The 20,839-nt window shown below is 75.4% G+C and carries 21 protein-coding genes; 20 read left to right on the top strand and 1 reads right to left on the bottom strand.

What is annotated here, in order from left to right; translation table 11 throughout:
- Positions 1 to 214: 214 nt before the first annotated feature.
- The 9 genes from AB0I11_RS20130 to AB0I11_RS20090 all read left to right on the top strand — a co-directional run bounded on the left by AB0I11_RS20130 (position 215) and on the right by AB0I11_RS20090 (position 9,517).
- Complete coding sequence (locus AB0I11_RS20130; protein ID WP_357322308.1) at positions 215 to 547, top strand: TcmI family type II polyketide cyclase; 333 nt, start codon at positions 215 to 217, stop codon at positions 545 to 547.
- Positions 544 to 2,247 (top strand): acetyl-CoA carboxylase carboxyltransferase subunit alpha, encoded by a 1,704-nt coding sequence (locus AB0I11_RS20125; protein ID WP_357322305.1) that lies wholly within the window; start codon positions 544 to 546, stop codon positions 2,245 to 2,247. The genes AB0I11_RS20130 and AB0I11_RS20125 overlap by 4 nt, the downstream gene beginning before the upstream one ends.
- A complete protein-coding gene (accB, locus tag AB0I11_RS20120; protein ID WP_357322302.1) occupies positions 2,244 to 2,720 on the top strand; it encodes an acetyl-CoA carboxylase biotin carboxyl carrier protein in 477 nt (158 codons plus the stop codon). Before AB0I11_RS20125 ends, accB begins: the two co-directional genes overlap by 4 nt.
- On the top strand, positions 2,720 to 4,213 hold the full coding sequence (locus AB0I11_RS20115; RefSeq protein ID WP_357322299.1) for an acetyl-CoA carboxylase biotin carboxylase subunit: 1,494 nt from the start codon (positions 2,720 to 2,722) through the stop codon (positions 4,211 to 4,213). The genes accB and AB0I11_RS20115 overlap by 1 nt, the downstream gene beginning before the upstream one ends.
- The gene (locus tag AB0I11_RS20110) at positions 4,210 to 4,917 is read left to right on the top strand and encodes an SRPBCC family protein (protein WP_357322297.1); all 708 of its coding nucleotides are present in this window, start codon (positions 4,210 to 4,212) and stop codon (positions 4,915 to 4,917) included. The genes AB0I11_RS20115 and AB0I11_RS20110 overlap by 4 nt, the downstream gene beginning before the upstream one ends.
- Complete coding sequence (locus AB0I11_RS20105) at positions 4,914 to 5,321, top strand: cupin domain-containing protein (protein WP_357322293.1); 408 nt, start codon at positions 4,914 to 4,916, stop codon at positions 5,319 to 5,321. The genes AB0I11_RS20110 and AB0I11_RS20105 overlap by 4 nt, the downstream gene beginning before the upstream one ends.
- Entirely contained in the window at positions 5,318 to 6,586 is a 1,269-nt protein-coding gene (locus AB0I11_RS20100; RefSeq protein ID WP_357322290.1) for a beta-ketoacyl-[acyl-carrier-protein] synthase family protein, read from the top strand. Before AB0I11_RS20105 ends, AB0I11_RS20100 begins: the two co-directional genes overlap by 4 nt.
- Before the next feature lie 55 nt (positions 6,587 to 6,641).
- Positions 6,642 to 7,889, top strand: a complete 1,248-nt coding sequence (locus AB0I11_RS20095) for a beta-ketoacyl synthase N-terminal-like domain-containing protein (protein WP_357322287.1) — start codon at positions 6,642 to 6,644, stop codon at positions 7,887 to 7,889.
- A 263-nt stretch (positions 7,890 to 8,152) separates the two neighbouring features.
- Positions 8,153 to 9,517: a class I adenylate-forming enzyme family protein gene (locus AB0I11_RS20090; protein WP_357322285.1), complete on the top strand. Its 1,365-nt coding sequence runs from the start codon at positions 8,153 to 8,155 to the stop codon at positions 9,515 to 9,517.
- A gap of 8 nt (positions 9,518 to 9,525) precedes the next feature.
- Here the strand turns inward: AB0I11_RS20090 and AB0I11_RS20085 are convergent, their stop codons facing one another.
- Positions 9,526 to 10,134, bottom strand: a complete 609-nt coding sequence (locus AB0I11_RS20085) for a 4'-phosphopantetheinyl transferase superfamily protein (RefSeq protein ID WP_357322282.1) — start codon at positions 10,132 to 10,134, stop codon at positions 9,526 to 9,528.
- Positions 10,135 to 10,151: 17 nt separating this feature from the next.
- Here AB0I11_RS20085 and AB0I11_RS20080 point away from each other — a divergent pair, with 17 nt between their 5' ends.
- The 11 genes from AB0I11_RS20080 to AB0I11_RS20030 all read left to right on the top strand — a co-directional run bounded on the left by AB0I11_RS20080 (position 10,152) and on the right by AB0I11_RS20030 (position 20,624).
- The gene (locus AB0I11_RS20080; protein ID WP_046570166.1) at positions 10,152 to 10,415 is read left to right on the top strand and encodes a phosphopantetheine-binding protein; all 264 of its coding nucleotides are present in this window, start codon (positions 10,152 to 10,154) and stop codon (positions 10,413 to 10,415) included.
- Positions 10,415 to 10,660 carry a hypothetical protein gene (locus tag AB0I11_RS20075; RefSeq protein ID WP_046570165.1) on the top strand — a complete coding sequence of 82 codons (246 nt, stop codon included), beginning with the start codon at positions 10,415 to 10,417 and terminating at the stop codon, positions 10,658 to 10,660. The genes AB0I11_RS20080 and AB0I11_RS20075 overlap by 1 nt, the downstream gene beginning before the upstream one ends.
- Positions 10,653 to 11,795 (top strand): beta-ketoacyl synthase N-terminal-like domain-containing protein, encoded by a 1,143-nt coding sequence (locus tag AB0I11_RS20070; protein ID WP_357322278.1) that lies wholly within the window; start codon positions 10,653 to 10,655, stop codon positions 11,793 to 11,795. The genes AB0I11_RS20075 and AB0I11_RS20070 overlap by 8 nt, the downstream gene beginning before the upstream one ends.
- An 80-nt stretch (positions 11,796 to 11,875) precedes the next feature.
- Positions 11,876 to 12,367: a beta-ketoacyl synthase chain length factor gene (locus AB0I11_RS20065; protein ID WP_357322488.1), complete on the top strand. Its 492-nt coding sequence runs from the start codon at positions 11,876 to 11,878 to the stop codon at positions 12,365 to 12,367.
- Positions 12,364 to 13,983 carry a class I adenylate-forming enzyme family protein gene (locus AB0I11_RS20060; RefSeq protein ID WP_357322275.1) on the top strand — a complete coding sequence of 540 codons (1,620 nt, stop codon included), beginning with the start codon at positions 12,364 to 12,366 and terminating at the stop codon, positions 13,981 to 13,983. Before AB0I11_RS20065 ends, AB0I11_RS20060 begins: the two co-directional genes overlap by 4 nt.
- Positions 13,980 to 15,245: a beta-ketoacyl-[acyl-carrier-protein] synthase family protein gene (locus AB0I11_RS20055; protein WP_357322273.1), complete on the top strand. Its 1,266-nt coding sequence runs from the start codon at positions 13,980 to 13,982 to the stop codon at positions 15,243 to 15,245. Before AB0I11_RS20060 ends, AB0I11_RS20055 begins: the two co-directional genes overlap by 4 nt.
- A 64-nt stretch (positions 15,246 to 15,309) precedes the next feature.
- On the top strand, positions 15,310 to 16,416 hold the full coding sequence (gene hppD, locus AB0I11_RS20050) for a 4-hydroxyphenylpyruvate dioxygenase (protein WP_357322270.1): 1,107 nt from the start codon (positions 15,310 to 15,312) through the stop codon (positions 16,414 to 16,416).
- A complete protein-coding gene (locus AB0I11_RS20045; RefSeq protein WP_357322267.1) occupies positions 16,413 to 17,342 on the top strand; it encodes a phytanoyl-CoA dioxygenase family protein in 930 nt (309 codons plus the stop codon). Before hppD ends, AB0I11_RS20045 begins: the two co-directional genes overlap by 4 nt.
- Positions 17,339 to 18,310 carry a thiamine pyrophosphate-dependent dehydrogenase E1 component subunit alpha gene (locus AB0I11_RS20040; RefSeq protein ID WP_357322265.1) on the top strand — a complete coding sequence of 324 codons (972 nt, stop codon included), beginning with the start codon at positions 17,339 to 17,341 and terminating at the stop codon, positions 18,308 to 18,310. Before AB0I11_RS20045 ends, AB0I11_RS20040 begins: the two co-directional genes overlap by 4 nt.
- Complete coding sequence (locus AB0I11_RS20035) at positions 18,310 to 19,278, top strand: transketolase C-terminal domain-containing protein (RefSeq protein WP_357322262.1); 969 nt, start codon at positions 18,310 to 18,312, stop codon at positions 19,276 to 19,278. The genes AB0I11_RS20040 and AB0I11_RS20035 overlap by 1 nt, the downstream gene beginning before the upstream one ends.
- On the top strand, positions 19,275 to 20,624 hold the full coding sequence (locus AB0I11_RS20030; RefSeq protein WP_357322259.1) for a hypothetical protein: 1,350 nt from the start codon (positions 19,275 to 19,277) through the stop codon (positions 20,622 to 20,624). The genes AB0I11_RS20035 and AB0I11_RS20030 overlap by 4 nt, the downstream gene beginning before the upstream one ends.
- Positions 20,625 to 20,839: the final 215 nt, after the last annotated feature.

Genomic DNA, 20,839 nt, shown 5'->3' with positions numbered 1-20,839 from the left:
CCCACGTTGAACTGCGGAGAAGTGTTGCCCTGGCAAATCCTGAAGATGACCTTCGGATAGCTCGCGCACAGGTTGCGTCAACGGAGCGTCACCGTATTCCGGGTGGGATGGCGGCCGGGTGACGCCGCGTTGACGGCGCCGGCGGCACCGTGTCGGCAGTCGTCCGGCGGAACCGGTGGTACCCGTGCCGGGACGCCCCCAGGGGAGGCTGTCCATGGATCGTTCGCTCATCGTCGCCAAGGTGGTGCCCACCGCCGAGGACCGGGTCGCCGAGATATTCGCCGAGTCCGACGCCACCGACCTGCCCGGTCTGGTCGGCGTCCGGCACCGGTCGCTCTACCGGCTGCACGACCTGTACGTCCACCTGCTCGAGACGGAGCGGCCGGCCGAGGGCGCCGTCGAGGACGCCCGCGGCCATCCCGAGTTCGTCCGGGTCAGCGAACGGCTGCGCCCGTTCATCTCGCCGTACCTGCCGACCTGGCGCTCGCCCCGGGACGCGATGGCGCACTGCTTCTACCGGTACGACGCCCCCGGGCGGCGGCCGTGACCACCACCGCGCCCCGCGACGAGCAGCTCTGGTCGCGCTGCGCCGGCTGCGCCTCACTCCTGTACCGCAAGCGGCTGCGCCGCAACCTCGACGTCTGCCCGGAGTGCGGGTCGCACGCCCGGCTCGACGCCCCGGACCGGGTGGCGCAGCTGGTCGACGCGGATTCGTTCACCCCGCTGCCGGACCGCGCCGCCCGGGTCGACCCGATCGGCTTCGTCGACGCCCTGCCGTACCCGCAGCGGCTGGGCGCGGCCCGTGCCGGCACCGGCCTCGAGGAGGCCGTGGTCTGCGGCACGGCCCGCATCGGCGGGCACCCGGTGGCGCTGGCGGTGATGGACTTCCGGTTTCTCGGCGGCAGCCTCGGCTGCGCCGTCGGCGAGCTGATCACCCGCACCGCCGAGCGGGCGCAGGCCGACGAGGTGCCGCTGGTGCTGGTGACCGCGTCCGGCGGGGCCCGGATGCAGGAGGGCGCGCTGGCGTTGATGCAGATGGCCACGGTCAGCCAGGCCATCGCCGGGCTGCGCGAGGCGGGACTGTTCACCGTCAGCGTCATCACCGACCCGACGTACGGCGGGGTGGCCGCCTCGTTCGCCACCAACACCGACGTGCTGCTCGCCGAGAGCGGCGCGCGGATGGGCTTCGCCGGGCCGCGGGTGATCCGCCAGGTCACCGGGGCCACCCTGCCGGAGGGCTTCCAGACCGCCGAGTTCCTGCTCCGGCACGGGCAGGTCGACCTGGTGGTGCCCCGGCAGGCGCTGCGTGGCCGGTTGACCGCGCTGCTCGCCGCCGCCGGCGCGGGCCGGACGAACCGGCGTCCGCGCGTACCCCGGCAGGAGCCGGCGCCGGTCCCGGCGCCCGCGGCCGGTCCCGCGACGGCGGCCGGCCCCCGCCGGGACGCCTGGGAGACGGTACGCACGGCGCGGCACCCCGGCCGGCCCACCACCCTGGACTACCTGGAGACCGCCTTCGACGGCTTCGTGGAGCTGCACGGCGACCGGCTCGGCGCGGACTGCCCGGCGGTGGTCGGCGGGCTGGCCCGGCTGGACGGGCGGCCGGTGATGGTGATCGGCCACCAGAAGGGACACACCACGGCCGAGCTGGTGGCCCGCAACTTCGGCATGGCCAGCCCCGCCGGGCACCGCAAGGCGCTGCGGCTGATGCGGCTGGCCGCCCGGCTCGGTCTGCCCGTGGTGACCCTGGTGGACACCCCGGGCGCGGACCCGGGGGTGAGCGCGGAGCAGCAGGGGCAGGCGGCGGCGATCGCCGAGAACATCCTGGCGCTGAGCGTGCTGCCCACCCCGGTGGTCGCGGTGGTCACCGGGGAGGGCGGCAGCGGCGGCGCCCTCGCGCTCGCCGTCGCCGACCGGGTGCTGATGCTGGAACACGCGGTCTACTCGGTGATCAGCCCGGAGGGCTGCGCGGCGATCCTCTGGCCGGACAGCTCCGCCGCCCCGCAGGCCGCCCGGGCGTTGCGGCTCACCGCCGCCGACCTGTGCCGGCTCGGGGTGGTCGACGAGGTGGTGCCCGAGCCGGCGCCCGCCGCCCACGGCGATCCGGCCGCCGCCGCCGACCTGCTCGGCCGGGCGGTCGCGGGCCACCTCGCCGGCCTGCTCGACGTGCCGACGGCCACCCTGGTCCGGCGCCGCCGCAACCGGTTCCGCCGCTACGGCGCCGCCCGCACCGCCGGGACGACCCGGTGAGCGCCGCGCCGGACCCGGACGGGGTGCTGGAGGGGTTGTGCCGGCAGGCCCGCGAGCTCGTCGCCGAACTGGCCGGCCCGGTACGCCGGGTGCGGCTGCGCAGCGGCGGGACGGTGCTGGAGGTGGAGTGGCACGGCTCGGCCGCGCCGGCGCCCGCGCCCCGGGCCGAGCCGGAACCGGTCGCGCGGCCGGTGGCCGAGCCGGTCGCCGGCGCGGACCGGCCGGCCGTGCGGGCGCCGGTGGTGGGCACCTTCTACCGGGCCCCGGAGCCCGGCGCCGCGCCCTTCGTGGCCGTCGGCGACCTGGTCCGGCCCGGGCAGGTGGTCGGCATCGTGGAGGCGATGAAGCTGATGAACGAGGTCACCGCAGGCCAGGCCGGCCGGGTGGTGGAGCTGCTGGTGGAGGACGGCAAGCCGGTCGAGTACGACCAGCCGCTGATCGCCCTGGAACCGGTGACCGGGCGGGACGGGTGATGTTCGAGAAGGTGCTGATCGCCAACCGCGGCGAGATCGCGCTGCGGGTGCTGCGGGCCTGCCGGGAGCTGGGCGTACGGACCGTGGTGGTGCACTCCAGCGCGGACGCCGACTCGCTGCCGGTGCGGCTGGCCGACGAGACGGTCCGGATCGGACCGGCGGCCAGCCGGCAGAGCTACCTGAACGCCGCCGCGATCGTCGAGGCGGCCCGGCAGACCGGCGCGCAGGCCGTGCACCCCGGCTACGGTTTCCTCTCCGAGGACGCCGACTTCGCCGAGATCTGCGCGGAGAACGGGCTCACCTTCGTCGGCCCGCCGCCGCAGGTGATGGCCGCGCTGGCCGACAAGTCCACCGCCCGCGAGCTGATGAGCAAGGCCGGGCTGCCGCTGCCGCCGGGCAGCGTGCGGACCCTGCCGACGGCCGCCGAGGCGCTGGAGGTGGCCGCCGGGATCGGCTACCCGGTGATCGTCAAGGCCGCCGCCGGCGGCGGTGGGCGCGGGATGAGCGTGGTCCGCTCCGCCGCCGAGCTGCCCCGGGCGTACGCCCGCACCCGGGCCGCCGCCCAGGTCGCCTTCGGCGACGACCGGGTGTACGTCGAGCGGTACCTCACCGACGCCCGGCACGTCGAGGTGCAGGTGCTCTGCGACGCCCACGGCAACGGCATCCACCTGGGCACCCGGGACTGTTCGGTGCAGCGTCGCCACCAGAAGCTCGTCGAGGAGGCCCCGGCGCCGGCGCTGCGCCCCGCCACCCTGGACACCCTGGCCGAGACGGCGCTGCGCGGGGCCCTGGCGGTCGGCTTCACCGGCGCCGGCACCTTCGAGTTCCTGGTCGACGCGGCCGAGGAGTGCCACTTCCTGGAGATCAACTGCCGGATCCAGGTGGAGCACCCGGTCACCGAGCTGATCACCGGGATCGACCTGGTCCACGAGCAGCTGCACATCGCCGCCGGGACGCCGCTGCGGTGGCGGCAGGAGCAGATCCGGCCGCGCGGCGTGGCGATCGAGGCGCGGGTCAATGTGGAGGACCCGGACCGGGACTTCGCGCCGGCGCCCGGCCGCCTCGACCGGTTCCGGCCCCCCGGCGGCCCGTTTACCCGGGTCGACACCCACGGCCACCCCGGCTACCTGGTCAGCCCGCACTACGACTCGCTGCTGGCCAAGGTGGCCGTGTGGGCGCCGGACCGGGACGGCGCGCTGGCCCGGCTGGACCGCGCGCTGGCCGAGTTCGACGTGGCCGGCCCCGGGGTCCGCACCACCATCCCGTTCGCCCGGCGGGTGCTGCGCGACCCGGAGTTCCGGGCGGCCCGGCACACCACCGCCCTGGTCGACCGCCTGCTCGGCGGCCCGGCCGGCCGCGCCGGCGCCGCGCCGGCCGCGCCGCCCACCGCCACCGATCCGGTACCCGCCGCTCGTGCCGACACCGACGCGGCCGGCCGTACCCCCGTCACCGCCGCGCCCGCGGCCGGCCCGACCGCTTGGAGGAACCGATGACCGTAGCTCCCGACCGCCCGCTCGCCGGCGACATCACCGACATCCTGGTCACGCACTGCGGCCTGGACGCCGAGGCCGCCGCCCGCACCCCGGCCGCCAGCCTGGAGGAGCTCGGCATGGACTCGCTGGCCCTGCTCGAACTCTCCGCCGTGGTCGCGGACCGGTGGCGGGTGGCCATCCCGGAGCAGGCCGGGCAGCTGAGCATCGCCGGCGTCGCCGACCTGGTGGCCCGCAAGGCCGACCCGCCCGGGCACACCGAGAACGCCGTCGACATCGCCGCGCCGCTGCGGCTGGTCTGGGCGGTCACCAACGACGTGGCCCGGTGGACCGAGCTGTTCACCGAGTACGCGGCGGTCGAGATCCTGCACCGCGACGGCGACACGGTCCGGTTCCGGTTGACCATGCACCCCGACGAGAACGGCACCTCGTGGAGCTGGGTCAGCGAGCGCACCGCCGACCCGGGCGCCCGCGAGGTGCACGCCCGGCGGGTGGAGACCGGGCCGTTCGAGTACATGCGTATCCACTGGCGCTACGACGAGATCGACGGCGGCACCCGGATGACCTGGGTGCAGGACTTCGCCATGAAACCCACCGCGCCGGTGGACAACGCCGGCATGACCGAGCGGATCAACACCAACAGCAAGGTCCAGCTCGCCGTCATCAAGGAGCGCATCGAGCGGGCGTACGCGGGAGGCGCGCGATGACCGACACCTCCACGGCCCGGGTCTCCGTCCACGACGTCACCGCCGACCGGCGGCGCGGCGGCGAGCTGCGGGTGCTGCTCGGCCCGAAGACCGTCGGCAGCACCTCCGGCTTCATGGGGGTGGCCACCCTCGGGCCGGGGGAGCGGATCGCCGAGCACTACCACCCGTACAGCGAGGAGTTCCTCTACGTCGCCCGCGGCGCCATCACCGTCGACCTGGACGACCGGCCGGTGCCCCTCGCGGCCGGGGAGGCGCTGTTCGTGCCCAGGGACGTGCGGCACCGGCTGCGCAACACCGGCGCCGAACCGGCCGAGGTGGTCTTCCACCTCGGGCCGCTCGCGCCCCGCCCGGAACTCGGCCACGTCGACACCGAGGGTGCCCCACCACCCCGGACACCGTCGTGACCGGCCGGCGGACCGTGGTCACCGGCGTCGGCGTCGTCGCACCCGGCGGCGCCACCCGGGACCGGTTCTGGAAGACCATCACCGAGGGGCGCACCGCCACCCGGCGGATCAGCTTCTTCGACCCGTCGCCGTTCCGCTCCCAGATCGCCGCCGAGTGCGACTTCGACCCGGACGCCGCCGGCATCACCCTCGCCGAACGGCAGCGCGCCGACCGGTACGTGCAGTTCGCGCTGGCCTGCTCCGCCGAGGCACTCGCCGACAGCGGCCTGACCCTCAGCGACGCCGAGCGGGAACGGGCCGGCGTGGTGCTCGGCACCGCGGTCGGCGGCACCATGGCGCTGGAGAAGGAGTACGTGCGGGTCAGCGACTCCGGCCGGCACTGGCTGGTCGACCACACCCTCGGCGGGCCGTACCTGTACCAGGCGCTGATCCCGAGCAGCCTGGCCGCCGACGTGGCCTGCCGGCACGGCCTGCACGGCCCGGCCCAGGTGGTCTCCACCGGCTGCACGTCGGGCATCGACGCCATCGGGTACGCCCACCAGCTCGTCGCCGACGGCGAGGCGGACATCGTGCTGGCCGGCGCCGCCGACTCGCCGATCTCCCCGGTCACCGTCGCCTCGTTCGACGCCATCGGGGCCACCAGCCCGGACAACGACGACCCGGCGCACGCGTCCCGGCCGTTCGACGCCGACCGGCACGGCTTCGTGCTGGCCGAGGGCGCGGCCGTGCTGGTGCTGGAGGAGGCCGAGCACGCCCGCCGCCGGGGCGCGCACGTCTACTGCGAGGTCGCCGGCTACGCCAGCCGCAGCAACGGCTTCCACATGACCGGGCTGCGTCCGGACGGGGCGGAGATGGCCGTCGCCATCAGCGACGCGCTGCGCCAGGCCCGGCTCGCCCCGTCCGCCGTGTCGTACGTCAGCGCGCACGGCTCCGGCACCCGGCAGAACGACCGGCACGAGACCGCCGCCTTCAAGCGGGCGCTGGGCGCGACGGCGTACCGGGTGCCGATCAGCTCGATCAAGTCGATGGTCGGGCACTCGCTCGGCGCGATCGGCTCCATCGAGATGGCCGCGTGCGCGCTGGCCATCGAGTACGGCGTGGTGCCGCCCACCGCCAACTGGGCCACCAGGGACCCGGAGTGCGACCTGGACTACGTGCCCAACGAGGCCCGGGAGGTGCCGGTGGACGTGGCGCTCTCGGTGGGCAGCGGCTTCGGCGGCTTCCAGTCCGCGATGATCTTCCGCCGGCTGGCGGTCCACCCGTGAGCGCGAGGAGTGAGCCGGTGTTGCGAGCCCCGCAGTCGCGAACCAGGATTGAACCGTGACGGCGCGGGCCGTGGTGACCGGGATCGGGGTGGTCGCGCCGACCGGGGTCGGCGCCGACGCGCACTGGGACGCGGTCCTCGCCGGCACCCGCCGCACCGGGCCGATCACCCTGTTCGATCCGGCCGGCTACCCGACCCGGGTGGCCGGGGAGGTGCCCGACTTCGACCCGGCCGGCTTCAGCGACACCCGGCAGCGGGTGCAGACCGACCGGTGGACGCACCTGGGCTTCGCCGCCACCCGGCTGGCGCTGGCCGACGCCGGCCTGCCCGAGCAGTCGCCCGATCCGTACCAGTGGGCGGTCACCCTGGCCAGTTCCTCGGGTGGGAACCTGTTCGGGCAGCGGGAGCTGCAACGGCTCTGGGGCGGGCCGAGCCGGACCGTCGGGGCGTACCAGTCGATCGCCTGGTTCTACGCGGCCAGCGTCGGGCAGCTGTCCATCCGGCACCAGCTCAAGGGGCCCTGCGGGGTGACCGTCTCCGAGTCGGCCGGCGGGCTGGACAGCCTCGCCCACGCGGTGCGGACCATCCGCCGCGGCACTCCGCTGGTGGTGGCCGGGGCGACCGAGTGCCCGCTCAGCCCGTACGCGCTGGCCTGCCAGCTCCGCTCGGGACTGCTCAGCGACGTGGCCGACCCGGAGCGGGCGTACCGGCCGTTCGACGTGGGCGCCACCGGCTACGTGCCGGCCGAGGGCGGCGCGGTCTTCGTGGTCGAGGAGCTGGGGCACGCGCTCGCGCGGGGCGCCCGGATCTACGGGGAGATCACCGGCTGGGCGGCCACCCACGACGCGGCCCCCACCGATCCGGACGGCGAGCCCGACCCGACCCACTACGCCCGGGCGCTGCGGCTGGCCCTGGACCGGGCCGCGGTCCGCCCGCACGACGTGGACGTCATCTGGCCGGACGCGCTCGGCGTGCCGGCGTACGACCGGGCGGAGGCGGCCGCCCTGCGCGCGGTCTTCGGCCCGACCACCCCGCCGGTGACCACGCAGAAGCCGCTGACCGGCCGCGCCCACCAGGGCGGTTCGGCGCTGGACGCGGCCACCGCGCTGCTCGCCTTCCAGCGCGGCCTGCTGCCCGCCTCGGCCGGGCCGGAGCAGCCGGCGCCGGGCTGCGAGCTGACCTTCCTGCGCCGGCCGCGCCCGCCGCGCAGCCGCATCGCCCTGGTCGGGGCGCGCGGCTTCGACGGCTTCAACAGCGCGGTGGTCCTCCGCGGCGCGGCACCCCCGCCGGCGGGCGGACGCTGATCGGGCCGCCGCGCCGGGGCAGCATCCGGCGGCCGGCGGGCCACCGAGCCGGCGTGCCATCGATCCTGCCTGTCCGATCGAGCCTGAGCAATCCACCCAGCCGCCTTTCTTGATCTAGCCATTTGCATCTAGCGATGTCATGAACACCCGTCGTAGGGTTCCGTCAGCACCCCGGAGAACGCACGTGTTGGGCGGATTTCGCCCACTTTCACGCTGGGCGGTGGCGGCTCGTGACAGCACATCCCTTGCCGGAAGATCCTGCGGTGGCAGCGCCGAGTTGGGTGGACGACGTCCTGTTCACCGGGCGACCCACCGACATTTGTCTGCGCCTGCCCGAGCCGATCGACAAGGCCGGCCTGCGCCGGATGGTCGGCGAGGCGCAGACCCGGCTGGCCGAGGCCGGCCTGCGCCCCGGCGGCGCCGCCGCGCTGCGGCTGCCCCCGTCGCTGGCGTACGTGGTGCACCTGCTGGCCACCTGGCGCAGCGGCGCCCAGGCTATCCTGCTCGACCACCGGCTCACCGACCACGAGGTCGACAAGGCCCTGCGCCGGCTCGGCCCGCAGGTGGTCGTCGCGCCGGTGCGCGCCGGCGCCGGCGCCCTGCGGATCTTCGTGGACGTCACCGCCGGCGTCACGCCGTACGACGACGGCCCGGCCGCCAGCCCGCACGCGGTGATCCAGCTCAGCTCCGGCTCCACCGGACCGTCCAAGGTGATCGGCCGCACCGCCGAGGACCTGGTCGGCGAGGTGCACCGCTACACCCGGATCGACGGCGTCGCGCTGCCCGGCGAGCGGATCATCCTGCTGCCCTCCATGGTGCACGTGCTCGGCCTGGTCGGCGGCCTGCTCTACGGGCTGCACGCCGGCGTCGAGCTGTGCCCGCCGGAGCGGCTCAGCGGCGACGCGATCCTCGCCGCGGTGGCCGCCCAGGACAGCCCGGCCACCGTGCTCGGCGTGCCGTTCCACATCGGCCTGCTCGCCTCCACCGTGCCGTCCGGGCCGCTGCCCCAGCTCAAGCGGATGACCACCGGCGGCGAGCTGGTCCCGGCCGCCGTCGCCGGCGCCTTCACCGACCGCTACGGCGTCCCGCTGGGCAACATGTACGGGATGACCGAGGTCGGCGTCATCGGCACCGACCTGCACGGGGCGCACCGCCCGGCCATCGCCCCCGCGCCCGGCATCCGGGTCCGGGAGTCCGGCGGCGAGCTGTGGGTCAGCTGCCCGGCCAACCCGTACGTGGGGCTCGCCGACCCGACCCGCTGGGCCGACGGCTGGCTGCACACCCGCGACGCCGGCGTGGTCGACCCGGACACCGGGCTCGTCACCATCAAGGGTCGGCTCGACTCGCAGGTCTCCGTGGGCGGCATGAAGGTCGACCTCACCGAGGTCGAGGCCACCGTCGCCGAGCTGCCCGGGGTGACCGCCGCCGTGGTGGTCTGGGACGACGGCATCACCGGGTACGTGCAGACCGACGGGTCGCTGTCCGAGGACACCCTGGACAAGCTGCTCGCCGAGCGGCTGGCCGGCTACAAACGGCCCCGCACCCTGCACCTGCTCGACCAGTTGCCCCGCACCACCACCGGCAAGCTGGTCCGCTCCGCGCCGGCGCTGCGGGACGCCGCGTCATGACCGGCCCGCTACGCGAGGGCGACCTCGACCGGCCCGGCCGCCCCGGCGACCGCGACGGCGAGCACCAGGCCCGCCCCGCCGGCCGGATGACCGACCCGCACCCCGGGACAGCCGGGGACCGGGCGCAGCAGCTCGCCGCCGTCGTCCGGCGCGGGCATCCGGCGGCGCAACCCACCGTCGCGCAGCCCGGTGCCGAGCGCCTTGCCGACCGCCTCCTTGGCCGTCCACAGGCGCAGGAAGTCCAGCTCCCGGCCGGCCTCGGCCCGGGCGGCCAGCCAGGCCGCCTCGGCCGGGTGGTACCAGCGCCGGGCCAGCGGCGTGGCGGGCAGCGGCCGGCGTCGCTCGACGTCCACCCCGACCGGTCCGCCCGTCCGGGCGGCCACCACGACCACCCCGTCGACGTGGCTGACGCTGACCGGCAGCGTCCGCCCGCCGGCCGCGTACACCTCCGGGCGCCCGCCGGGTGCCCGTCCCACCCCGATCTCCGCCTCGGGCCGGCCGAGCAACGCGCCACCCGCGCGCCTGAGCAGCCGTCGCGCCAGCTCCCGCTGGTCGCCGACGGCGCGGCCGGTCCACACGTACACGGTGTCCCGACCGGGCACCGGTAGCTGGTTCACGGAAAGAGGTTAACGCCATGCGAGACGAGGTCCGCGCCTTCGTCATCGAGCAGCTCACCGACATGAACTACGACGTCGAGGACGTCGACGACGACACCACCCTCGGCCCATCCGGCGTCGACCTCGAGTCGCTCGCCCTGGCCGACCTCGCCGTCCGCGTCGAGGACCGGTACGGCCTGAAGTTCGACGACGACGAGTCGGAGAAGCTGGCCCTCATGACGGTCGGCGAGTTCACCACGATGGTCGCCGACCGGGTGGCCGCGAACAGCGACATCGCCTGATGACCGGTCAGCCCGACCTGGGGCGAGCTGACCTGGTGAGCATGCTCGCCGAACTGACCGCGAAACCCGTCGACCAGGTGTCCGACCGGGTCGGCTCGATGGAGCTGGCCTGGCTCGTGCACCTCGTCGAGCAACGCTACGACCGTCGACTGGAGCTGACCGACGACCAGCTCGCCGGCATCCGCACCGTCGACGACGCGCTCGCGGTGTTCCGCACCTCGCTGACCGTTCCCGCAGATGGCTGAGCGGGAGCACCTGAGGATCACCGGCGTCCACGCGCTTAGCGCCCTGGGTAGGGGCGCCGACGCGCTGCTCGCCGGGGTGCTCGCCGGCACCCCGGCGTTCACGCCGGTGCGCCGCTTCGACACCGCCGGCCGCCGGGTCACCGTGGCGGCCACGCTGCCGGACGTCGGCACCCTCGCCGACGAGCTGACCGACGCTGTCGACCACGCCTGCCGGGCGGCGGGCCTGGACCGGGCGCACCGGGCCGGCGCGGCGCTGTTCCTGGCCACCCACGGCGGTCCGCCCTCGCTGCCGGTGCCGGACGGTCCCGGTAACGGGGACACCGGGCCGCAGGTGCCGGCGCTCGCCGGCCACCTGGCCCGCCGCTGCGGCCTGGGCGGGCCCACCCGGGTCTACACGACCGCCTGCGTCTCGGCGAGCACGGCCGTGGCCGACGCCGCGACCCTGATCGGCCGGGGCGACCTGGACCGGGTGGTGGTCGCTGCCGGCTACCTGGTCGAGCCGGACCAGTACGCGCTATTCGACGCCGGCCGGGCGCTCGCCGCCGACGGGGCGGTCCGCCCGTTCAGCGCCGGCCGGCAGGGGCTGCTGCTCGGCGACGGGGTGGTGGCAGTGGTGCTGGAGGCGGCCCGCGCCGCCGCCGCGCGGGGCGCCCCGACGCTGGCCACGGTGGCCGGCTGGGGGCGGGCCGGCGACGCGTACCACCCGTGCCAGCCGGATCCGCGAGGGCTCGGTCTGGCCCGGGCCGTCGAGGCGGCGCTGCGCCGGGCCGGGCTGCCGCCCGAGGCGGTGGGCTACGTCAACGCCAACGCCACGGGCACCGCGTACAGCGACGCCGCCGAGGCGGCGGCGCTGGGCCGGGTGTTCGGCGCGGCGGCCGGGCGGCTCCCGGTCAGCTCCACGAAGGCGGTGCACGGGCACGCGCTGGAGGCGTCCGGGCTGCTCGAACTGGTGGTCACCGTGCTCGCGCTCGGGCACGGCAAGCTGCCGGTCAACGCCGGCTGGCTCGGCCCCGACGAGAACTGCCCGCTGGACGTGGTGACGCACGCGCCCCGCTCGACCAGCACGGCGCACGCGCTCACCCTGAACGCCGCGTTCGGCGGGGCCAACACGGCCCTGCTGGTGAGCACGCCGTGACCGCCGCCGACCACCCACCACCGGGCCCGGGCGCGGCACCCGTCGGGTGGGACCGGCCGGCGCCGTCCGGTGCCGGGGTCGTGCTGGCGCGGGCGTGCTGGCCGGAGAGCGGGGACGGTCCGCCGGCGCCGGTGCCCGGCTTCGTGCACTCGGGGTTCGCGCCGCTGGTGGTGGCGGTCGCCGACCGCTGCCTGCGCCGGCGGTACGGGGACGGGCCGCTGCCGGCCGGCAACCGGACGGCGGTGCTGCTGGTCAGCGCCAGCGGCGACCGGGCCAGCGCCACGCACGTGCGGGCCACGGTGGCGGCCGGTGGCCGGGTCGGTCCGCTGTTCTTCTTCCAGTCGGTGCCGAACAGCGTGGCCGGGCACGTGGCGGCGCGCTGGGGGCTGGACGGGCCGGTGGTGTGCCTGAGCCCGACCGGGGACGGGTGGGACGAGGGCGCCGCCGAGGCGGACCTGCTGCTGTACGACGGCGACGCCGCGCAGGTGTTGCTGGTCCTGATCGAACAGGCATCGGACGGTACGCCGGGCGAGGCGACCGCGGTGCTGCTGGGGGAGGGAACACGTCAATGAGGACGAGGGGACTGCGCGGCGCCCTGGCGGCCGACACCGAGCTGGGCGCGGGAAACGTGCTGGCCCGGGTGCTGGCCCACGGCGCCGACCCGGACGGGCCGGGACTCACCTTCGACACCGCGGTCGACGGCCACCCGGCCGAGACCTCGCTGACCCTGGGCCGGCTCGACGAGCTGGTCAGCGCCCGGGCCGCCTGGCTGCACGAGCGCGGGGTCGGGCCGCGTGACCCGGTGGCGGTCTGGGCCGGCACGGCCGCCGACATGGTGCTGTCGTTCCTGGCGCTGGCCCGGCTCGGGGCGATCCCCGCGCTGATGAACGGCCGGCTCCGGCCGGAGATCGCCGCCGAGTACATCCGCCGGCTGCGCGCCGCCGGGGTGCTCGCCGACGCCGCGCACGCCGCGGCGCTGCGGGGCCACGACCTGGGCGCGCCCCTGCTCGGCGAGCCCGCCGAGGCGGGCGGCGGCGACCCGGCGGCGGCCCCGCCGCACTACCGGCACCACGACGACGACCCGATCGTCATCACCCACACCTCGGGTACCACCGGGGTGCCGAAGGCGGTGCTGCACTCGCACGCCAGCCTCTTCGCCGCCACCCGGCACCTGCTGTCCATGCCGCAGGCGCAGGGCACCAGCCGGATCCTCAACGCGCTGCCCGCCCCGCACACGGCCACCGTGCTCATGGTCAACCAGGCGCTGGGCAACCGGGCGGAGATGTTCCTGCTCTCCGAGCAGAGCGGCGAGCGGGTGCTCGACGCGATCCAGCGCTGGCGGCCGGACGGCGTGTTCGGCTTCTCCGTCACCTGGGCGGAGCTGGCCCGTTTCGACCTGTCCGGGTACGACCTGGACTCGGTGCGGCTGTGGTTCAACACCGGCGACTGCTCCCACGAGCCGCACGTACGGCGGCTGGTGCGGGTGGGCTCACGGGACGTGATGACCCGCGCCGGGGTGACCCGGATGCCCGGCTCGGTCTTCATCGACGGGCTGGGCTCCAGCGAGATGGGGCACTCGATGTTCCACATCACGCACACCGTCGACACCGACCGGTACGGCCGCTGCGTCGGCCGCCCGTACCGGTTCACCCGGGTGGCGGTGCTCGACCGGGACGGCAACGAGCTGCCCCCCGGCCAGGTGGGCTGGCTCGGCATCGACTCGCCGTCGCTGTTCCGCGGCTACTGGAACGACTCGGTCACCAGCTACCGGTTCCGGCTGCGCGGCTGGTACCTCACCGGCGACCTCGTCCACGCCGACGAGGAGGGGCGCTACTACCACCTGGACCGGGCGGTGGACTCGGTCGAGGTGGGGGACGGGCGGTGGTTCTTCACCGCGTTGTCCGAGGAACGCGTCCTGGCCGCCTGCGCCGACGTGACCGACTGCACGGTGGTGATCGTCAAGGCGGACGACGGCACGGTCACCACCGACGTGCTGCTGGAGTTGGCGGCCGGGGCGGACCCGGAGGCGGACCGCACCGAGCGGATCCGCGCCGCGCTCGGCCCGGACGTGGCCGCCACGCTGCGCCGGGTCGTCCCGGTACGCGCCGACGACATTCCGGTCACCGTCACCGGCAAGGTGCGCAAGGTGGTGCTGCGCGAGCGCTACCTGACCGAGGCGCCGTCGTGACCGCCGTCATCACCGGCATGGGCCTGTTCACCCCGGCCGGGCGGGGCGTGGCGGACACGTTCGACGCGCTGATCTCGGGCCGCTCCGGGCTGCGCCGGCCGCCCGAGGGGCACCCGGTGGCCGGCAGCCTGGAGGTGGCCGGGGTGCTGCCGGAGGTGGACCCGCGCAGCGTCGCCTCCGGCCCGGAGACGAAGATCCTCGACCGGATCGTGCTGCTGGCCCTGCTCACCGCCGCCGAGGCGCTCAGCGACGCCGGCATCGAGGTCGGGCGCGACGTCGACCCCGACCGGATCGGGGTGATCGTCGGCGGGGTGGGCGGCATGTCCACCCTGGAGAGCCAGGTCCTGGCGCGGGCCGCCCGGGGGCGGGCCGCGGTCAGCCCGTACCTGCTCACCGGGATCCTGCCGAACATGCCGTCGGCGCGGATCGCCATCGCCCACGGCATCCGCGGCTACAGCTCGTCGGTCGGTACGGCCTGCGCCTCCGGCGCCCAGGCGGTGGCCGACGGGGTACGCCTCATCCGGACCGGCGAGGCCGACGTGGTGCTCTGCGGGGCGAGCGAGGCGCCGCTCTTCCCGACCTTCGCCGACACCTTCGGCAACGCCCGGGCCCTGGCCCGGGGCTGGGCCGACCCGGCCGAGGCGAGCCGCCCGTTCGACAAGCGGCGCAACGGCTTCGTCCTCGCCGAGGGCGCGGCGCTGCTGGTGCTGGAACGCGCCGAGCACGCCGCGGCCCGCGGCGTCACCGGCTACGCCGAGGTCGCCGGGTACGGCGCGAACACCGACGCGTACCACCCGACGGCGCCCCGCCCGGACGGCGCCGGTGCGGCCGCGTGCATGCGCCGCGCGCTGGCCAGCGCCGGGGTGGAGCCGGCCCAGGTCGGTTACGTCAACGCCCACGGCACCGGCACGAAGCTCGGCGACATCGCCGAGACCACGGCGCTGGCCGAGGTGTTCGGGGTGGGCGGGGTGCCGGTCAGCTCCACCAAGGGGCTCACCGGGCACCTGCTCGGCGCCTCGGGGGTGCTCGAGGCGGCGGCCACCGCGCTCGCCCTCGGCCGCGGCCTGCTGCCGCCCACGTACCACCTCGACGACCCGGACCCGGAGTGCGTGGCGGACCACGTCCGCGCCGCGCCCCGGGCGACGCGGGCCGAGCACGCGCTGACCAACTCGTTCGGCTTCGGCGGGCAGAACGTCAGCCTGCTGCTGCGCCGGCGAGCCGCCGCCACGACGGCACCGCACGACAACGGATCGGGGAGGTGATCCGAGGCTCCCCGGGCGCGGTGCGCCCGGACGCCAGGCACGGGGGGAAAAGGGGAAGGGAAAGATGCACATCAACGGCATAGATCATGTCGAACTGTACGTGGGGGACGCCCGGCAGGCCGCCTTCTACTTCGGCACCGCGGTCGGTTTCCGGCCGCGCGGCCAGGGCGGACCGGAGACCGGGCTGGCCGACCAACGCTCGCTGCTGCTGGCCCAGGGCGGGATCCGGATGCTGCTCACCTCGGGCCTGACCGCCGAGCACCCGGCGTCGGCGTACGTGCAACGGCACGGCGACGGCATCGCGGTGCTCGCCCTGGAGGTCGACGACGCCGCCGGGGCGTACGCGGAGCTGGTGGCCCGGGGGGCGACCGGGGTGACCCCACCGCGGACCTGGACCGGCGCGGACGCCGAGGTGGTGGTCGCCGAGGTCGGCGGCTTCGGCGACGTGCTGCACCGCCTCGTCGAGCGGCGCGGCGACCGGGACGCGTTCCTGCCCGGGGTGATCGAGGCGCTGCCCGCCGGCGCCGGCGACGACCTGCTGGCCGAGATCGACCACCTGGCGGTCTGCGTGCCGCCCGGCCAGCTCGACGAGACGGTCGGGCACTACGAGAAGGTCTTCGGCTTCGCCCAGATCTTCACCGAGCACATCGAGGTCGCCGGGCAGGCGATGAACTCCAAGGTGGTGCAGAGCCCGTCCGAGCGGGTCACGCTGGTGCTGCTGGAGCCGGACACCGGCGCCCGGCCCGGCCAGATCGAGGACTTCCTGCGCTGGCACGCCGGCGCCGGGGTGCAGCACCTCGGGCTGCGCACCGACGACATCGTCACCGCCGTCGGCGCCCTCGCCGGCCGGGGTGTCCGCTTCGCCGGCACGCCGGCCACCTACTACGACGACCTGGAGGCGCGGGTCGGCAAGATCGACGCGCCGCTGGACCGGCTGCGCGACCTGAGCATCCTGGTCGACTCCGACCACGGCGGCCAGCTGTTGCAGATCTTCACCGAGTCGATGCACGTGCGCCGCACCCTCTTCCTCGAACTCATCGAGCGGCGCGGGGCGCGCACCTTCGGCAGCGGCAACATCAAGGCGCTCTACGAGGCCAAGGAACGCGAACTGGCCGCGGCGGGGGCGACCCCCACCGTCGCGGCCGGCACGGCAGGAGGGGCTGGGGCATGACCACCACACATCCGACACTGACCGCCGAGGAGGAGGCGCTGCTGCCCTCCGAGGCGGACCTGCGCCACTACGCCGAGCACGGCTGGTACCTGTCGAAGAAGCTGCTCACCGACGCGGAGGTGGACGAACTCGTCGCGGCCACCGACCGCTACTACGCCGGCGAGCGCGACCGCCACCTGCCGGTCCGGCCCGCGCGCCTGGCCTACTGGGACCCGAGCCGGGGCGACGTGCAGCGGCACAACGACTACGTGCACTACGAGCACGACGTCATCGGCCGGATCCTGCGCAAGCCGCTGATCGGGGCGGTCGCCGCCCGGCTGGCCCGGGCCGACGAGATCCGGGTCTTCCAGTCCACCCTGATCTGGAAGCCGCCGATCTCCGGCGAGCCGTCCAACATCGTGCCCTGGCACTTCGACAAGCACTACTGGGCGTCGTCCAGCTCGACGGAGATGCTCACCGCGTTCATCCCCTTCCACGACTGCGGGGAGGAGATGGGCACCATCACCATGGTCGACGGGTCGCACCGCTGGCAGGAGATCGGCGCCGACGACACCGTGGTCCGGCACTTCGCCGACCGGGACCGCGACCAGCTCGAGGTGATGCTCGCGGAGAACGCCGCGCACAACGGCGCGGAGATCCGCAAGATCCCCATGGTGATCCCCAAGGGACACATGAGCTTCCACCACTGCCGCATCTACCACGGCAGCGGCGCGAACGTCAGCGGCCGCCCCCGGCGGGCCGTCTCGCTGCACCTGCAGGACGGCGGCAACGCCTGGCGGGAGTATCCGCTCTCCGACGGCACGCTCGCCGCGTACAACCACGACGTGCTGGTCCGTCGCACCCCGCAGGGGCGGCCGGACTACGCGGACCCCGACTTCTGCCCGGTCATCTGGCGCCGTGCCGCCAAGGCGGGGCGCCCGACGTGACCGACGTCGACCCGGTCCGGCTCTACCGCACGGTACGGCTGATCCGCCGCTTCGAGGAGCGCGCCATCGACCTGGTGCGCGCCGGGGAGATCGTCGGCGGCATCCACCCGTACCTCGGGCAGGAGGGGATCGCCGCCGGGGTCTGCGCCGCGCTGCGCGACGAGGACCTGGTGACCGGCACCCACCGCGGGCACGGCCACGTGCTCGCCAAGGGCGCCGACCCGGCCCGGATGCTCGCCGAGCTCTGCGGCCGGGTCACCGGGCTCAACCGGGGCCGGGGCGGGTCGATGCACGCCGCCGACTTCGGCGTCGGGGTGCTCGGCGCCAACGCCATCGTCGGGGCCGCCGGCGCGATCCTCACCGGAGCGGTGTGGGCGCGCCGGCGGCGCGGCGACGACGTGGTCGGGGCGACCTTCTTCGGCGACGGCGCGGTCAACGAGGGGATGCTCCTGGAAGCGTTCAACCTGGCCGCGCTCTGGCGGGTGCCGGTGCTGTTCGTCTGCGAGAACAACGGCTACGCCACCACCATGCCGGTCGCCGGCGCGGTCGCCGGCAGCATCGCCGGCCGCGCCGCCGCCTTCGGCATGCCGGCGGCCGCCGTCGACGGCCAGGACCCCGAGGCGGTACGCGACGTGACGGCCGCCGCCGTGGCCCGGATGCGCGCCGGCGGCGGCCCCGAACTCGTCGAGGCGCACACCTACCGCTTCGACGCCCATCACACCTTCGAACATCAGGTACGCCTGGACTACCGCCCGCCCGAGGAGGTCGCCGCCGGCCGTTCCCGCGACCCGGTCGACATCCAGGGCGCCCGGCTGCCCGCCCCGGTCCGGGCCGAGGTGGACGCCGCCGTCGAGGCGGAACTGGCCGCGGCCGTCGACTTCGCGCTGGCCGGGCCGCACCCGGACCCGGCGTCCGCGCTGGACCACCTGTACGCCAGTGGCCGCACCGCCCGCACCGGAGGTGGCTGATGCCCCGGCTCTCCTACCGCCGGGCGCTCACCCGGGCGCTCGCCGACGAGATGACCCGCGACGGGTCGGTCTTCCTGCTCGGCGAGGACATCCGGGTGGCCGCCGCGAACGTCACCTCGGGGCTGCTGAAGCGGTTCGGCCCGGACCGGGTCCTCGACACCCCGCTGTCGGAGCAGGCGTTCACCAGCTTCGCCACCGGCGCCGCGCTGGCCGGGGCCCGCCCGGTCATCGAGTTCCAGATCCCGTCGCTGCTCTTCCTGGTCTTCGAGCAGATCGTCAACCACGCGCACAAGTTCCCACTGATGACCGGGGGGCAGTGCGCGGTGCCGGTCACCTATCTGGTGCCGGGCTCCGGGTCCCGTACCGGCTGGGCCGGGCAGCACTCCGACCACCCGTACAGCCTCTTCGCCCACGCCGGGGTGACCACGGTGGTGCCGGCCACCCCGGCCGACGCGTACGGGCTGCTGGTGTCGGCGATCCGCTGCGACGACCCGGTGGTGGTCTTCGCCCCCGCCGGGGCGATGGAGGTGCGGGCCGACGTCACCGCGTTCGACCCGGTGCCGCTCGGGCGGGGCGTGGTACGCCGGCCCGGCTCGGACCTCACCGTGGTCGCCGTCGGGCACCTGGTGCACGACGCGCTGGCGGTCGCCGAGGAGCTTGCCGGCCAGGCGTCGGTGGAGGTCTTCGACCCGCGCACCGTGTACCCGTTCGACTGGGACGGCCTGCTGGCGTCGGTCTCCCGCACCGGCCGTCTGGTGGTGGTGGACGACTCCAACCGGTCCTGCGGGATCGCCGGGGAGATCATCGCCACCGTGGTCGAGCGGGTCCGGCTGGCCGCGCCGCCCCGGCGGGTCACCCGCCCCGACGGCGCCGTGCTGCCGTTCGCGCCCGCCCTGGACCGGGCCGTGCAGCCCGGCCGGGACCAGCTCACCGCCGCCATCCACCTCTGCCTGAAGGACGGATCATGATCGACCCTGACTACCGGTGGCCCCCGCTCGGCCAGGCGTGGGCCGACCTGCCCGAGCCGACCCGCACCGGGATGGTCGCCGCCGGCGCCGCCGCCTGGGAGAAGATCTTCCACGGGCGGGCCACCTACAACAAGCAGTGGCGGCTGGCCCGCCCGCCGGTGCTCACCGCCGACGCGTTCCGCGAGCTGAACGAGGTCTGCGACCGGATCGCCCAGCTCATCCTCGAGGCCTGCCGGCGCCGGGCCCGCACCGCCGGGGAGCTGCGCCGGCTGCTCGACGTGCCGGTGGGGGAGACCCAGCTGCTCGACGAGGACGAGCCGCTGCACGAGGGACTGCTCGCCGCGTACCGGCCGGACGTGCTCTACTCCGGTGGCGTGCCGTGCATCGTCGAGTACAACATCGACAGCAGCCTCGGCGGCGGCTTCGACGCCGACACGGTGATCTACCGGTACGCCGACCTCTACCGGGCCCAGGGCCTGCTGGACGGGCTGCGGCCCGCGCCGTCCCTGCTGGACCAGCGCTTCGTGGCCATCCGCGACACCCTCGACCTGGCCGACGGGACGCGGGTGGCGCTGCTGATGGACTTCGAAGCCGACTACCCCGGCCTGGACGACCCGGAGACCTTCATCCGGATCCTCTCCCCGCTCGCCGACCAGGCGAAGCGGTTCGGCATCGACCTGGTCATCGCACCCGTCGCCTCGGCCACCCTGGACGAGCGGCGGCGGCTCGTCGTCGGCGGCGCCCCGGTGGACGCGCTGTTCCGGCTCTTCGTGCCCAACCGGGTCACCCCCAGCGCCGGCCTGGACGCGGTCGCCGGCGCGCTGGCCGCGGGCACCCTGCCGATGTTCGTCAGCACCGCCGCCTGGCTGCTCAGCAACAAGCTGAACTTCGCCTGGCTCTGGGCCGACCTCGACCTGCTGCCGGCCACCGACCGGGCGCTGATCCGCCGGTACGTCCCGCACACCGTGGCGCTCACCGCCGACCAGCTCGACCGGGCGCTGGCCGAGCAGGCCGACCTGGTGGCCAAGCCGGCCGGCGGCTCGGCCGGGCACGGGGTGCTCATCGGCCGGGAGCTGGGCGCGGTGGCCTGGGAGGACGGCGTGCGCGCCGCGATCGACGCGGGTGGCCACATCCTGCAGCGCTACCACGAGGCGGACCGGGTCTCGATGGACTTCGTGCAGATCGAGACGGGCGAGACGGTCAGCGCCGAGGTCCCGTACAGCCTCGCGCCGTACCTGTTCGGCCGCACCGGTTCCGGGGCGCTGGCCCGGGTCGGCTATCCCGGCTGCGAGGAGGTGCTGAACCTGGCCCGGGGGGTGCTGATGACCGGCATCCTCCTCGCCTGACGCCGACCCGGCCGCGCGGTCCGGCGCGGCGGGCAGGCCTGCCGGTCCGCACGCCGGGCAGGGCGCCTAGCGCGATCCAGCCGGCTCGGGCCCGGCCGGCTGGGACCCGGTCGGTTCGGGCCCGGTCGGTTCGGGCCCGGTCGGTTCGGGCCCGGTCGGTTCGGGCCCGGTCGGTTCGGGCCCGGTCGGTTCGGGCCCGGTCGGTTCGGGCCCGG

This window comes from Micromonospora sp. NPDC050495 (assembly GCF_040655175.1).
GTDB lineage: Bacteria > Actinomycetota > Actinomycetes > Mycobacteriales > Micromonosporaceae > Micromonospora.
The sequence above is the reverse complement of the archived record's forward strand: the minus strand, read 5'-3'. Positions and strand labels throughout refer to the sequence as shown.

What these genes read in the sequence shown, in the direction of transcription:
- AB0I11_RS20075 (WP_046570165.1), top strand. Translation starts at nt 10,415, where the DNA reads ATGACCGGTCAGCCCGACCTGGGGCGAGCTGACCTGGTGAGCATGCTC.
- AB0I11_RS20045 (WP_357322267.1), top strand. Translation starts at nt 16,413, where the DNA reads ATGACCACCACACATCCGACACTGACCGCCGAGGAGGAGGCGCTGCTG.
- AB0I11_RS20080 (WP_046570166.1), top strand. Translation starts at nt 10,152, where the DNA reads ATGCGAGACGAGGTCCGCGCCTTCGTCATCGAGCAGCTCACCGACATG.
- AB0I11_RS20060 (WP_357322275.1), top strand. Translation starts at nt 12,364, where the DNA reads ATGAGGACGAGGGGACTGCGCGGCGCCCTGGCGGCCGACACCGAGCTG.
- hppD (WP_357322270.1), top strand. Translation starts at nt 15,310, where the DNA reads ATGCACATCAACGGCATAGATCATGTCGAACTGTACGTGGGGGACGCC.
- AB0I11_RS20110 (WP_357322297.1), top strand. Translation starts at nt 4,210, where the DNA reads ATGACCGTAGCTCCCGACCGCCCGCTCGCCGGCGACATCACCGACATC.
- AB0I11_RS20105 (WP_357322293.1), top strand. Translation starts at nt 4,914, where the DNA reads ATGACCGACACCTCCACGGCCCGGGTCTCCGTCCACGACGTCACCGCC.
- AB0I11_RS20035 (WP_357322262.1), top strand. Translation starts at nt 18,310, where the DNA reads ATGCCCCGGCTCTCCTACCGCCGGGCGCTCACCCGGGCGCTCGCCGAC.
- AB0I11_RS20115 (WP_357322299.1), top strand. Translation starts at nt 2,720, where the DNA reads ATGTTCGAGAAGGTGCTGATCGCCAACCGCGGCGAGATCGCGCTGCGG.
- AB0I11_RS20070 (WP_357322278.1), top strand. Translation starts at nt 10,653, where the DNA reads ATGGCTGAGCGGGAGCACCTGAGGATCACCGGCGTCCACGCGCTTAGC.
- AB0I11_RS20030 (WP_357322259.1), top strand. Translation starts at nt 19,275, where the DNA reads ATGATCGACCCTGACTACCGGTGGCCCCCGCTCGGCCAGGCGTGGGCC.
- AB0I11_RS20130 (WP_357322308.1), top strand. Translation starts at nt 215, where the DNA reads ATGGATCGTTCGCTCATCGTCGCCAAGGTGGTGCCCACCGCCGAGGAC.